This window comes from Gluconobacter oxydans, from assembly GCF_006539685.1.
GTDB lineage: Bacteria > Pseudomonadota > Alphaproteobacteria > Acetobacterales > Acetobacteraceae > Gluconobacter > Gluconobacter oxydans.
The window spans coordinates 88,586-102,179 of the sequence record NZ_BJNM01000008.1 but is presented as its reverse complement, the minus strand read 5'-3'; the positions used below and the strand labels follow the sequence as shown (position 1 = coordinate 102,179).

The 13,594-nt window shown below is 62.3% G+C and carries 13 protein-coding genes; 8 read left to right on the top strand and 5 right to left on the bottom strand.

Features of this window, described 5'->3' with window-relative positions; genetic code table 11:
* Positions 1-20: 20 nt before the first annotated feature.
* Positions 21-1,112 (bottom strand): SDR family oxidoreductase, encoded by a 1,092-nt coding sequence (locus GOX01_RS05345; protein ID WP_024717120.1) that lies wholly within the window; start codon positions 1,110-1,112, stop codon positions 21-23.
* A gap of 109 nt (positions 1,113-1,221) precedes the next feature.
* Between GOX01_RS05345 and GOX01_RS05340 the strand changes: the two genes are divergently transcribed.
* The 4 genes from GOX01_RS05340 to GOX01_RS05325 all read left to right on the top strand — a co-directional run bounded on the left by GOX01_RS05340 (position 1,222) and on the right by GOX01_RS05325 (position 5,046).
* Positions 1,222-1,611, top strand: a complete 390-nt coding sequence (locus GOX01_RS05340) for a winged helix-turn-helix transcriptional regulator (RefSeq protein WP_011252479.1) — start codon at positions 1,222-1,224, stop codon at positions 1,609-1,611.
* Between the two features lie 138 nt (positions 1,612-1,749).
* Positions 1,750-4,260 (top strand): mechanosensitive ion channel family protein, encoded by a 2,511-nt coding sequence (locus tag GOX01_RS05335; RefSeq protein WP_081107047.1) that lies wholly within the window; start codon positions 1,750-1,752, stop codon positions 4,258-4,260.
* A 225-nt stretch (positions 4,261-4,485) separates the two neighbouring features.
* A complete protein-coding gene (locus tag GOX01_RS05330; protein ID WP_024717118.1) occupies positions 4,486-4,797 on the top strand; it encodes a hypothetical protein in 312 nt (103 codons plus the stop codon).
* A gap of 15 nt (positions 4,798-4,812) precedes the next feature.
* Positions 4,813-5,046 (top strand): hypothetical protein, encoded by a 234-nt coding sequence (locus GOX01_RS05325; protein ID WP_024717117.1) that lies wholly within the window; start codon positions 4,813-4,815, stop codon positions 5,044-5,046.
* Positions 5,047-5,136: 90 nt separating this feature from the next.
* Here GOX01_RS05325 and GOX01_RS05320 read toward each other — a convergent pair whose 3' ends face one another.
* Complete coding sequence (locus GOX01_RS05320) at positions 5,137-6,363, bottom strand: YncE family protein (protein ID WP_011252483.1); 1,227 nt, start codon at positions 6,361-6,363, stop codon at positions 5,137-5,139.
* A complete protein-coding gene (locus tag GOX01_RS05315) occupies positions 6,360-7,166 on the bottom strand; it encodes a creatininase family protein (RefSeq protein ID WP_371858524.1) in 807 nt (268 codons plus the stop codon). The genes GOX01_RS05320 and GOX01_RS05315 overlap by 4 nt, the downstream gene beginning before the upstream one ends.
* A 172-nt stretch (positions 7,167-7,338) precedes the next feature.
* Here GOX01_RS05315 and GOX01_RS05310 point away from each other — a divergent pair, with 172 nt between their 5' ends.
* Together GOX01_RS05310 and GOX01_RS12855 are read left to right on the top strand one after the other, a co-directional pair.
* A complete protein-coding gene (locus GOX01_RS05310; RefSeq protein WP_011252485.1) occupies positions 7,339-7,836 on the top strand; it encodes a DUF2721 domain-containing protein in 498 nt (165 codons plus the stop codon).
* Between the two features lie 283 nt (positions 7,837-8,119).
* Positions 8,120-8,257, top strand: a complete 138-nt coding sequence (locus tag GOX01_RS12855) for a hypothetical protein (RefSeq protein WP_153429664.1) — start codon at positions 8,120-8,122, stop codon at positions 8,255-8,257.
* A gap of 78 nt (positions 8,258-8,335) precedes the next feature.
* Here GOX01_RS12855 and GOX01_RS05305 read toward each other — a convergent pair whose 3' ends face one another.
* Together GOX01_RS05305 and pstS are read right to left on the bottom strand one after the other, a co-directional pair.
* A complete protein-coding gene (locus GOX01_RS05305) occupies positions 8,336-9,583 on the bottom strand; it encodes a multidrug effflux MFS transporter (RefSeq protein WP_011252486.1) in 1,248 nt (415 codons plus the stop codon).
* Between the two features lie 146 nt (positions 9,584-9,729).
* Positions 9,730-10,758, bottom strand: a complete 1,029-nt coding sequence (pstS, locus tag GOX01_RS05300; RefSeq protein ID WP_062269222.1) for a phosphate ABC transporter substrate-binding protein PstS — start codon at positions 10,756-10,758, stop codon at positions 9,730-9,732.
* A gap of 331 nt (positions 10,759-11,089) precedes the next feature.
* Here pstS and GOX01_RS05295 point away from each other — a divergent pair, with 331 nt between their 5' ends.
* Positions 11,090-12,781 (top strand): OprO/OprP family phosphate-selective porin, encoded by a 1,692-nt coding sequence (locus tag GOX01_RS05295; RefSeq protein ID WP_011252488.1) that lies wholly within the window; start codon positions 11,090-11,092, stop codon positions 12,779-12,781.
* Between the two features lie 142 nt (positions 12,782-12,923).
* On the top strand, positions 12,924-13,463 hold the full coding sequence (locus GOX01_RS05290; protein ID WP_131973805.1) for a GlcG/HbpS family heme-binding protein: 540 nt from the start codon (positions 12,924-12,926) through the stop codon (positions 13,461-13,463).
* Positions 13,464-13,594: the final 131 nt, after the last annotated feature.

The window sequence follows — 13,594 nt, the reverse complement described above, 5'->3', positions numbered from 1 at the left end:
AAACAACTAAGAACCGTCCCTTACGGGATCAGTCGTTCCGCCCGCAGACGGGTAAACAGATCGGCAAAAGAGTCCGGCGTGTACTGGTAATCCAAAAACCCGGCACGGCGGCTCTTGCTCATATCCGTCACACATTCGACCGGCCGTCCCAGATCCGCATCCGTATGCCAGGCCGAGGCCAGCCGCCCGATCCGGCTCTCCGTCAGACCGTATTTCGCGGCAATCTGCTCCCAGAGTTCCGCATCACCCGAAAGCGTTTCCTCAAGCGAGGTCGCATGCCCCGGATAAGGCGCAGCCTCAATCCCGAACCATACTGCCAGACGCGGCCAGAGCCATTTCCAGCGCACTAGGTCGCCATTCACGATATTGAAAGCCTCGTTCCGGCCCGCCGCAGACGTGGACGCCCAGAGCAGCTGCCGCGCCAGTTGCCGCGCATCCGTCAGATCCGTCAGACCATCCCACTGCACAGGCGATCCCGGAAAGACGAAAGGCCGCCCGGTCTCCCGGCAGATCGTCGCATAGACCGCCAGCGTGCTGCCCATGTTCATCGCATTGCCGACCGCATAACCGATCACCGTATGCGGACGATGCACGCTCCACGAAAAACCATGCCGCTCGGCCGCTTCGTAAAGGGCGTCTTCCTGATCGTAATAGAAGTTCCGCAGATCCAGCCGGGGCACTTCCTCCCGGAACGGCGTCACGGGCGGCTCGCCCGATGCATAGGCCTCGAACGGGCCAAGATAATGCTTCATGCCGGTCGTCAGCGCCGCATGAACCAGAAGCTCAGGCTCCGGCAGGGCTGCGAACAGATTACGCACCATCGCCGCATTGACGCGACAGTTCTCTTCCTCGGTCGCCTGACGCATCCAAGAGCAGAAGAAGACATGGCTTGGCCGCAGATCCTTCAGCGCCCCGGCGAGCGACGGCGGATCCAGCAGATCGGCCGCCACCGGCAGCACGCCCGCCACATCATGACGCGGCCGGCGCGCCAGACCATGCACCGTCCAGCCCTCGGCCACGAGACGCGCCGCAAGATTCTGGCCGACAATACCCGTCGCCCCGACCACCAGGGCGGTCCGGCTTGGTGTCACAGCAGGAACAGAAGAGGTCATGGGATTTTTCCTTTGCAGAAAACGGGGACTGCTCCACATCTGATACGACATCCCCATTTCCGCCAGACGGCACCTTGTCGTGCTCTGGTGACCAGAAGGTTCCCACTCCATGACATCGCCGCTGCCCGATCACTACCGTCAGGCACCTTTCGCCGAAGACTGTGCGCCACGCCGGATTCTGAGGCTTTTCAGCGGCAAATGGACCACCATGATCCTGCACACGCTGCATCTTCTGGGCGGTACGGCACGCCCCGGAAAGCTCCAGCGCAGCATCCCCGATCTGTCGAAAAAAATGATGACCCAGACGCTTCGTGATCTTGAATCGCAGGGCCTCATCCGCCGCAATGTCCGACAGATCATGCCACCCCATGTCGATTACAGCCTGACAGAACTCGGACAGACCTTCGTGGAACCCGTCGAGCTTCTCTATCACTGGGCCATCCGCAACGCCGATGCTCTCGACCGGCTCGCACGGCACGAAGCCTCCACATCCGAATAGGCCGCCCGCATGAAGAGGGTAGGACAGAGCCGCCGCCCTGTGCCATGTTTACAGCACCAGACCGCCCCCGGCGGACCACCCCGTGCGGACGCCAGACCGCGCGGCAGACCGCGTAATTTGCAAGGACTCATCAGACCGATGCCGTCGATACCCCGTCCCGATCCGTTTCCATCGTCTCCCACACGAACCGGACGCGCCGTCCCCGGCATCTTCCTCTTCCTGCTCCTCGGTGTCCTGGCGCTGTTCCCGGCCCGGGCGGCCGACACCACCACAGCCGCCCCGCTGAACCAGCAGGAAGCACAGCAGCTCCTCAACGTCCTGAACAACCCGAAGGAGCGGGACGCCTTCACCCACACCCTTTCCCTGATGGCGCGCGGCCTTCAGGTCGAGACCCCGGCTACTGCTCCTGCAGCAGCCCCGACACCTGCGACCGCAGCGCCGGCAAAAGCCGCACCAGCCAAAGCGGCCGCCAAGCCCGTCGCCGAAGTCCCGCCCGACATCCATACCGGTCTGAGCAGCATCCGCCTTCAGGCACTGGGCTATCTGCACAATTTCCTTGGCCTGTTCAGCGATCTCGGGATCGTCGGACGCTGGGCGCACACGACCCTCGCCTCGGCCGACACACGCACCACGATTCTGCATGCCTTCGCGGGTGGCCTCGTCGCCATGGTCTGCGGCATCGTGCTGGAGCGGATCGTCTCCCTGAGCCTGCGCAAACCCCTGCGCCAGCTCACGCAGAACGCTGAAAACAGGGAACAGCGCAACACAACCGCAACCAATGCCACCACGCCTGCGGAACCCATCGTCGACGGCTCCAGCCAGACCCGTGCCGCCGACCAGCGGCGACAGGTCGAGACCCTGCGCTTCCTCGCCCGCGTGCCCTACGCGCTGGGGCATTTCGCGCTGAAGGCCATTCCGGTCCTGGCCTTTCTGGCCGTCGCCTATCTCGCTGTTCTTGTCCTGCCCTGGAGCGAGAAGACCGACAACGTCATCACAACGCTCGCCAACTGCTACGCCGCCGCCCGCTGCCTCTATCTGTTCGTCGAGACCGGCTTCGCGCCCCGCTCCCCCACCATCCGCCTGCTGCCCGCAACGGATTCCACCGCTTTCCTGCTGACCCGCTGGTGGAACGTGCTGGTGGCCGCACCGGCCATCATCTTCTGCCTTTCCACACTGGGCAGCCAGTTCAACCTCTCCCCGCGCGGCACGGACGCCATGATCCGCGGCGTGGTCCTGATCGAGCACATCCTGATCGCCATCTTCATCTGGCGCATCCGGCACCTCGTCAGCCGCGCGCTCCAGCCCCGCGCGGTACCCAACACCGCGATGTGGACCTTCATCGTCGCCATCACACGCCTGTGGTGGGTCCCGGCCATGTTCCTCGACGTGTCACTCTGGGTCGTCTGGGCCGCGCATCTGCGCGGCGGCTACCGCTGGATCCTCGACACCACCGGCATCACCATCGGCATCCTGGTCGCCTCGCGGCTGGTCGCGGTCATGGCCTACGGCCTGCAGGACCGCTTCTTCCGCATCAACCCGGTCCTGACCGAGCGCTTCCCCGATCTTCAGAAACGCGCCGACCGCTACTATCCCTTCGCCCGCAGGATCCTGACCGGCGTTCTGCTGTTCCTGACCCTGATCGCCATGACCGAAGCCTGGGGCCTGCCCACATTCGGCTTCTTCCTGCACAACGCCGTCGGCCGTCACCTGATGGATGCCGTCCTGACGATGCTGGTCGCCCTCACCGTGGCCGTCACGATCTGGGAAATCATCAACGCCTTCCTCAGCCAGCAGCTCACCCGCTTCGAGAAGTCGGACCAGATGTCGCGCGCAACCCGCCTGCGCACGGTCCTGCCCATCATCCGGACCGTCCTGCTGGCGATCATCATCATCATCGTCGCGGTCACGACGCTCTCGCAGATCGGCATCAACGTCACCCCGCTGCTCACCGGTGCGGGCATCATGGGTGCCGCCATCGCCTTCGGTTCCCAGAGCCTGGTCAAGGACTTCATCACAGGCTTCTTCATGCTCGTCGAAGATGCCATCCAGGTCGGTGACTGGGTCACGACCGGCGGCGTCTCGGGAACGGTCGAAAACCTTTCGATCCGCACCGTGAAGGTCCGCGACATCAACGGCGACCTTCACATCATCCCGTTCTCGTCCGTCTCCTCGATCGCCAACACGGCCCGCGGTTACAACCAGGTCATCGTCAGGCAGCAGCTCGACCTCTCCGAAGATCTGCCCCGCGTGACGGCCATCATGGCGAAAACCCTCAAGGAAATGCGCGACGACCCGGTCTTCGGCCCCATGATCCTGTCGGACTACAACGATCTGGGCGTGGACAACAGCGACAGCGGCGGCGCCACCCTGCTTGGCAGCTTCCGCACGACTCCGATGATGAAATGGAAGGTCAAGCGCGAGTTCTACCGTCGCATCACCAACCTGCTGGCCGCAGAAAACGTCAAGTTCTACACCGGCACGTCCTACTTCACGACGCCACCAGGCAACGCCATGTGCATCACCGCAGACGTCACACTGCCGGCTCCGGCCAACGACGCTCCTGCTACTCCGACACCACCGACCGTCCAGAATCCCGCGCCAGAAACGGCCCAGGACAACGGCAAGCCGGAGGGCAACGCACCGGCCTGACCTCCAGACCGGCCCATGGGCGGAACGATGCCATTCCGACATGCTTCGCCCATAATTGTTAATCAATTAAATAAAGTCTTGATTTAAGGTTCCGACAGGATCATCCTGTCTTCATATTATCGAGAACCCTCCTCACCGCTGCCACGCAGACGATTTCCCGGCCCGATTTTCCTGTGGCCCCGCATCGCCCGCCAAACGGCGAGGATCATGCCAAGGAATCCAGCGATGTCTCTAGCCCTGGTCTCATCAGAGCCGTCCGAACCCGATCAGAAGACCGCCACGGCCGCCCTCACCGACACCCCCATGGCCACGCCAGATCCCGCCACCCTGGCCGAGAAGAACCGCCAGGAAGAGCAGGTTCTGAAAAAGCGTTTCATCGGAATGGTCCTCGGGCTCGTGTTCGCGCATGTCTATGTGGCGCTCGCGCTGGCCTATTCCTACATGGACGACCACAACCACCTGCACACCTGCTGGCTTCCGCTGCTCGGGGCCTTCATCTGCGGGATGATCTTCGTCTTCCACGTCTCGATCTCGTAATCAGGAGAGGCCTCCATGACCCGTACAATCCGCCACGCCTGGCTCCAGCCCTTCCTGTCCACGACATTGTGGACCCTCGTCCTGATCGACATCGCCGTCATGACCTATCTGGAAAATCAGGATTTCTTCAAGGATTACGCCGGATGGGCCTGGCCCTCCGTCCTGATCACCGGGATCATCGGCTATTTCATAGGGCCGCCGATCGACCGCCTCTTTTCCAGGAAATCAGCGGCACCGAACCGGCGTTAAGCGCGCCCTGACAGCGCCCGTCAGTCACAAGACAAAAAAAAGGGAGACAGAACACTGTCTCCCTTTTTCCGTTCGAAAAGCCCGCAACCCTTACCGCAGGATACCCGTATGCCCGACGCTGTAGCGTCCCGGCTGCGGCCAGACCGTCAGGCCATGCGGCTCCGCGCCGACCGGGATCTTGCGCATCGCACCCGTATCAGTGTCGATCGCATAGACCACGTCATCAAACCGACCCGACAGCCAGAGCAGCTTGCCGTCCGCGCTGACATTGCCCATGTCCGGGCTGCCACCACCGGGAATCATCCAGGTCTTGATGACCTTGTCCGTCGCGAAATCGATGATCGACACGCCACCCGGCCCATGCTTCGGACCATGGATGCGGTGTGAGCCACGATTGGCGACATACATCAGCTTGCCGTCACGGCTCGGATACAGGCCATGCGTGCCGATGCCCGTCGGGATGAAGCCGGTCTCCTTGAAGGAATCCCCATCCACAACGAACACGCCATCAGCCATCATGTCCGCCACGTAGAACTTGTGACCGTCCGGCGCCGTCAGGATGTCCTGCGGCATCCCGCCCCTGGACAACTTCAGCATCCCGATCATCTTCAGGTTCACCGTATCGACCTTGGCGACATAACCGCCGAACTCGCAGGTGAAGATCGCGTATTTGCCGTCGATGGAGAAATCGGCGTGATTGACGCCCTTGCATTCCGGCGTCTCGACCGAGCCCTTCAGCTCCATCGTATGCGGATCGCGGAAGTCCAGACGTTTGTGCGCCTCGGCCACCGTGATCGCGTATTTCCCGTCCGGCGTGAAATACATGTTGTACGGATCATCCACGGCAATGGACGGACCCGGCTTGGCCGTCGCCGGGTTGATCGGCGTGAGCGAGCCGTCCGGACGGCCTTCGCTGTTGTTCGTCACCCACAGCGTCCGCAGATCCCAGGACGGCACCACATGCTGCGGCGAGTGCCCGACCGGGAACGTGTCCACGACCTGAAAGGATGCCGGATCAATGACGGAGACGCTGTCCCCGCGCAGGTTCGGCACATAAATGCGGGCCGGGTCCTGCGCGATCGCCGGCGAGATATGGGACGGCGTCGTCTCGCTGTAGATGTTCTTCGGGTCGATCACAGGCGGCATGCCCGGAATCGTCTGGATACCGGAGGCTGCAGCCGGCGCCGTTGCGGCGACAGGAGCGGACGCATCGGCCGGCACCGGCACCATCGGCGCACTCGGGGAGTATTCCTGCGCATGGGCCGCGGCAGCTCCCAGCAGCGTCATCGCCACTAGAAGAGGAGTCTTGAATGTCATGGATGGCTCCTTTGGAAAGACTGGATTGCCGCAACCGCGGTCCGGATCTGCATGTCCGTGCCGATCCGGCCGAGCCCGGCCGATGCGCGCCGCGGATCGCCACCATAGACGCCATCGGCCGCACCCGGTTTCGGAGCCGCGCGCAACGCATCCTGACGCACAAGCGACGGATCGACCGCCAGCATCAGCGACGTATCGCTCAGCTCCGCATGAAGCCCCACCTCGGCCGCATGGCCCTGCGCGCGCAGGGCATCGGCATACTGGTGAGGAACGACTTCATAGTAATCGCGCAGATAAAGCACGGCTGCCTGACCCTTCCAGGCCCGGTTCAGCTCCTGCGCCACCTGCGCCATGAAAGACTGGTATCCGCCATGATCGCCCAGCAGCACGATCCGCCGGAAACCCTGAACACGGAAACTCTCCGCAGCGCCCTTGAGCAGCCCCTCGAACACGGCAGGCGGTACAGAAATCGTGCCCGGAAACTTCATGTGAGACGTGCGCGGACTCGTCGAGCCCTCGGGCACATAGGCCACAACAGGGGCCACCAGCGTATGCCCGGCCTGAACCGCAATCGCATCAGCCAGAACCTGTGCCCGCACATTATGCTTGCCGACCGCCATGTAAGGGCCGCTCTGCTCGGTTCCGCCCACGGGAATGATGACGGTATCCGTCCCCGCCTTCACATCCTGCGCCACCTCGGTCCAGCTCCGGCAGGCGAACTCGGCCTGAAGCGCCAGACCGCTGCAATGCGCGCCCTCGCCGGCCATACCCTGCGCCTGCACAACCGGGACAGACAGACCCATCCCGACGCAGAACAGGACAATATGACGGGACAGGCGAGACAGGTTGAACATCCGGACCGGAACACCTCTGGCAATGGCTGCCCTTCCCTACTCCATCTTGGGGCGCCTTTTCCAGAGCCCGGATTGCAGGCTTCCGGTCTTTCCGGAAACGGATTATGCAGTATAAGACGCTATGGCTTTCCCGATTTCCTATGATCCCGATCCCGTCGACAGCGCCGCCCACCTGATCCAGGTCGCGCTCACCCCCGTTTTCATGCTGTCGGGCATCGGCACCCTCATCAACGTGTTCAACACACGCCTGGCCCGCGTCGCCGATCATCTCGAAGACGTGCGCAAGAAACTGGGCAGCCCGAAAACGGACGATACCCCGGTCGACCCCGTCGACAGCCCCGAACGCCTCAAAACCCAGCAGACCCGCCTGCACCGCCGCGTCTTCGTTCTGGATGTCGCGATTCTCCTCAACGCCATCGGCGGCGCCTCGACCTGCGGCGCGGCCATGGCGCTGTTTGTGGGCTCGATCCGGGACGCTTCGACGTCAGCATGGCTGCTCGCACTTTTCGGCATAGCTCTCGCCTGCACCGTCGGATCGCTGATGTTCTTCCTCGCCGACACCCTGCTGAGCTGGCACGGACTGCGTCGCGACACCGATCTGAGCCTCGACGCGGAATAACCTTCCGCGCAATTTTATTTCAAAAACCACCCGGAACGGTACTGTTTCCCGCAAGAAATCCTGATCTGCAAGCGTATCCCGCTTTACTTTAACAAAAGCGAAATAATCGCCCGGCGGGAACAAAAACGGCGTCTCCGCAAAGAAGGCAAAAGTTTAAAAGGCATTTATGCACGGAATGCAGGGCTGACCCTGCATCTGTATTTGTTGCTTTGGACCCCGATTCTGGAGTTTCTCCCGCTGCACGCCGCAAAACGGCAAAGATAACCACACGGAGATTTTCCAAATGACGTCCATGACCCTGATCCACCTGATCGGCCTTCCCACCAGCCTGCTCGCACAGTTCTCGATGGTTGCTTTCGTTCCGATGATCGGCGCGCTGATGATTGCTACGGTTGCTTCCGACCGCGTTTCCGAGAGCTGATCCCAGTTATCTCGGGACAGGCCCGGCCTTCGTGCCGGGCGTCCCGCTTTTTCCTCTCCCGGCTGACGCGGACCGCGCTCAGTGCCGGACAGAGAGATAGGATTCCGGATCCAGCCGGCGGCGCCACAGATCGCACAGCCAGCAGCAACTGATCCCGACCAGCATGCCGATCGATGTCGACCCGACCCAGTGCGTCGGCAGAAACGACATCATGACTCCCGCCAGACCGGCGATCGTCCAGTTCATTGTTCCCATCAGCGCCGAAGCCGCGCCCGCCTGATGCCCGTGATGCGTCAGGGCCAGAATGCCCGCGTTCGGCCCGATGAAGCCCAGCGAAAATGTCGTGCACCAGATCAGCGCACACAGGATCCACGGATCCTTTGGCCCTGCCAGTCCGCTCAGACACACCGCCACGGCCAGCACGCAGAACATCAGCACCGCCAGCATCCCGATTTCCATCACCCGCGTAAACAGGAACCGGTTGGCCAGTCGCGCATTAATCTGCGAGCCAAGAATGAAGCCCACGCCGTTCAGCCCGAAGAAAATGGCGAACAGATGCGGCGAGAAATGCAGGATGTTCTCGAACAGCGCCGGGGCGTTGGACAGATAAGCAAACATCGTGAACGTCCCGAAGCTCACGACCATCACCGCGGAACAGAACAGCGGCTCCCGCAACAGATCCCGGTAACGCGCCGCCATGCCGCTGACCGGCAGAGCAAAACGCCGCTCCATCGGAAGCGTTTCCGGCAGCAGAAACAGCGTGCCGAGAAACATCACAACGCCAAAGACGACATTCGCCCAGAAAATCAGCCGCCAGTTCCCCAGATCCAGCAGGAAGCTGCCGATCGAGGGGGCCAGCAGCGGCCCCAGCCCGAAAATCAGCATCAGCTGCGACATGAGCTTCACACCCGCCGCTCCGGTCGCCACATCGCGCACCATCGCGCGCGGCGCGACCGAGCTGATCGCACCGCCCAGAGCCGCTATGAAACGCAGCGCACAGAACATATGGAAACTGGTCGTCAGGGCCAGCCCGACCGAAGCAAGGGCATACACCACCAGCCCGCACAGAAGCGGCAGCTTGCGCCCATAACGGTCACAGAGCGGCCCCAGGGTGAACTGTCCGATCGCCAGCCCCGCCAGCCACGCCGTCAGTGTCAGCTGCGCCGATCCGGGCCCATGCCCCAGATCATGCTCCAGAGCCGGAAACGCCGGCAGGTACATGTCTGTCGAAACGGGCCCCAGAATGAAGATCACACCGATCAGCACACGGGTCAGGGCATTCATCCCCGCGGGGGAGGTCTCTTCGGACAGCGACGTAACGGACACGCAGGCACCATGACTGGACAGAGCAGAAAACCGAAAACGGGCTTCCCCTGCTGGAGAAGCCCGTTGCCATACTCAACGCCTTTTTGTCCGGACTGACCAGCCCCGAATTCAGGAGCCATTCCTCATTCCGGACAGGGACGCAGACCTTACTTCGGCCAGTTGGCCAGAATGTCCGTCTTCACGTTCTGCGGCAGACTGACATAGTCGAGGCGGGCATTGTCCGCGTCACCATGCTGAAAACCCCACGTAAAGAAGTTGCGCACAGCCTTGCCGGACTCCTTCTGGGCGGCATCAACCGGCACCAGAACGAACGTTGCCGTCACGATCGGCCAGGACGATGCGCCATCCGTGTCCAGCAGGTTCACCGCATAGTGATCGGCATGGGCCCAGTCAGCAGCCTTGGCGGCTTCCGCGAAGCTGGCCAGCGTCGGGGCAACGAAGGCACCGCTGTGGTTCTTCATCTGGGCGATGTTCAGGTGGTTCTGCGCGGCATAGGAATACTCGACGTAACCCACGCCACCTTCCGTCTGACGCACCATGGCGGCAATGCCGTCATTGCCACGTGCACCCGAACCACCCGGCCAGGCGATGGACGTGCCGGCACCAAGCTTCTGCTTCCAGGTCGGGGAAACCTGCGACAGATAGGACGTGAAGACGTAGCTCGTGCCCGAACCATCCGCACGGTGGATCGGCGCGACATCCGTATCCGGCAGCTTCAGACCCGGGTTCAGGGCCTTGATGCGGTCGTCATCCCAGGTCGTGATCTCGCCGTCATACAGACCGGCCAGCGTCGGGCCATCGAGACGGAGCTGGCCCGGAGCAATACCCGGCACGTTCGCCACGACCACGATACCGCTCATGACGGTTGGGAACTGGTACAGCTTTTCCTTGGCCAGACGATCACCGCTCATCGGCTTGTCGGAGGCACCAAAGTCAACCGTGCGGGCAATGACCTGATCCTGACCGGCGCTGGAGCCCACGCTCTGGTAGTTCACGGCGATACCGGCCTGGCTCTTGGCCGCCGTGCCCCACGCACCATAGATCGGTGCGGCGAAGCTGGACCCTGCGCCCGTGATGTCCGCAGCCTGCGCCGACGACACGAACGGGGTCATGGCAGCCGTGCCAAGGGCCGTGGCGACGAGAAGACCGAATAGCGGAGCTCTGCTCTTGATCATGGGAATCCCTTATGGGGCGTGAAAACTGCGTCCTTAGTAACGCTGACCGCAAAACAGAAACAGTAGGGCATGCGTGATAGTTTCATGACACCTTCCGGACACGGGGAGTGCCGAAATGTCACACCCCCACTCCAGCAAGCCACCGGTTCAGACGGCTCTCGCAACAAAACTGACATACATAATCCGAAATCCGCGGTTTCCCTTGGGTGTCAGTCAGGAGCGTCATGGAACTGTCATGTTCCCGTCATGAAACCTTCCCATTATTTCAAAATGCGAATCAGATACCTGAACTGCGGAACACACGCCCTCCCCAGAAGGACGCACCGCAGCAATGGTTTTTTCTTTCCGCCGGACCACGGCCCTCTTGGCCACAACGACCCTGGTTTCACTTCTTCCTCTTTGTGGCCATGCCCGGGCCGCCGACCAGATGCAGATCATGGAACGGCAGATCCAGGCCATGCAGGCACAGCTCTCCACCATGAAGAAAGAGCATGCCGAGGAAGTCAAACGCGCCCGCGCCGTTCTGGGCCGCCAGCGGGAAGAAGCCGAAAACAACCCCTACGCCCAGCGTGGCCGCTATATCGGCCAGCCGCGCCCCGCCGCACAGCCGCTGATCAGCGTCCGTCCGGCAAAGGCTGGCGCCGATGATGGCCGTCCGCCGTCAGACCGCGCAGACGTCTCTTCCTGGTCCGACTTCCAGCGCGCAACCGCGCAGGACGAGGAAGTCACGGTCGGCGGCATCAAGGTGGGCTTCCCGGGCGGTCGCCCGACGATCCAGTCCTCCGACGGCGCCTACGCCCTGTCGATCGGCCTCGCCTATCATGAAGACTTCGGCGGCTTCTTCAATTCCGGACCGCGCGCTGGCGAGAGCCGTGGCGCCTTCAACGGCTTCACGTCCAACCAGCGCCGTCTGCGTATTCCGTTCATGTTCCGCTACAAGAACTGGGTCGCGGCCGTCACGCCCGACTTCGGCGCCAATCATAACGACGGTTATGTCGGCCTCTATGAAGGCAACCTGAACTATACCGGTCTGCACAACACGGTCCTGACCGTCGGTTACTTCCAGCCGCGCGTGACCGAGGAAGATTCCGAAAGCTCCAACGACTTCTTCACGCTCGAGCGTCCGAGCATCACCGACATGGTGCGTAACATCGCCGCAGGCGATGCCCGCTTCAGCGTCGGTGGCCTGCATTACGAGAAGCGCTGGTGGGTTGCCGGTTACTTCACGGGTCAGGAATGGGGCCATCGCAACGCCTCTGACATGAGCTCCACCTATTATGGTGGCGGCAGCGGTTCCACGGTCGACAGCCAGACCGGCGCCACCCTTCGCGTTGCCGGCCGTCCGGTCGTCACCAAGGACGTGGACCTGCATGTCGGTGCGTCTGCCATCTCCGCCTTCAAGGTGGCCTGCAACACGGGTTCCGACCCCAATCACTGCACCCGTTCCACGTCCTTCGGACAGCGTCCGGAGTTCGATATCGGCGAAGCCAACCTGGCCGCCACGGGCACCATCCGCAACGCCTCGCAGGTCTGGGCCGCCGGTCCGGAACTGGGTCTTCGCTGGCGTCGCCTGATCGTCAAGGGCGAGTACTATCACGTTGGCGTCCAGCGCTCGGCTCCGGGCCTGAAATCCGCCAGCTTCCAGGGCTGGTACGGCTCCGCGGCCTACACCCTGTTCGGCAACCCGCGCATGTACAACATCAAGGAAGGCGCGTTCGGCGCTCCGGGCGTGAAGGCTTCCGAAGAGTTCAACCCGGCCCTCAACCAGTGGGGTGCACTCGAAGTCGTCGGCCATTACAGCGTCATCGACCTCAACAGCAACCTCAACGATGCCAACTCCAAGAATGTCATCCGCGGCGGTCAGCAGACCGTCTGGACCGGCGGTCTGAACTGGTACCCGAACCGTCACTTCCGCCTGATGCTGGACTACAGCCACTTCATCGTGTCCCGCAGCAACCAGGCCACCAACACCGCCGGCCGCACCGGCAACTCGATCGCAGCCCGTATCCAGGCTGCTTTCTAAACCGTACCCGTTACCCTCTCCCGGCCCCCGGTCCGGGAGAGGCCCTTTTACCCAACACCATTGCGTGCACATCCGCTTTCCTTATTGCGGCCCACGCCCCGCAGACAGCATGCTTCCCGTTCCATAACGAGAGAACCGGCTGATGCTCCTCAACGCAAAACCGCTCCTTCCCGCAGCAGCACTCGCAGTGGCCTTCCTTTGCTCCGCCGCTTTTGCCCAGCCCGCTGCCAGCTCCCACATCGTCACAAGTCAGAAACTCGACTGGTCCGCCGCCGCGGCCCTGGCCTCCGAAGCCGTGCGCATCTGCGCCGCACAGGGCTATTCCGTGACCGCCACCATCGTGGATACGAGTGGGCATGAACAGGCCGTCATCAAGGATGACACCGTCCCCCTGCAATCGCTCTCCGTTGCCTACCGCAAGGCCTATACGGCCTATTCCTATGGTCTGGCCTTCAACAAGAACACGACCAGCGAACTGATCGCCGCAGGCGTCACCGGCCCCGCAAACGGCGCCCTGAACACCATTCCCGAAGTCCTGTTCGTTCCCGGTGGCGTCACCCTGCGCCGCACAAGTGACCACGCCATTCTTGGCGGGCTGGGCGTATCCGGCGCCCCCGGGGGAGACAAGGACGAAGCCTGCGCCCTGCATGCCGTCGAAAAACTCAGAAATACCTTCCAGTAACACAGCCTCTCTTATTGAAATCCGGAAGTTACAGGAGTTTTGAGAACAGGGCTCTTTCTGTCGATCCTTTCACGTGATTCCAGTCTTTCCAGCAGAGTTTCCTTTTGTGAATCATGCCGGTATTGTCCGGC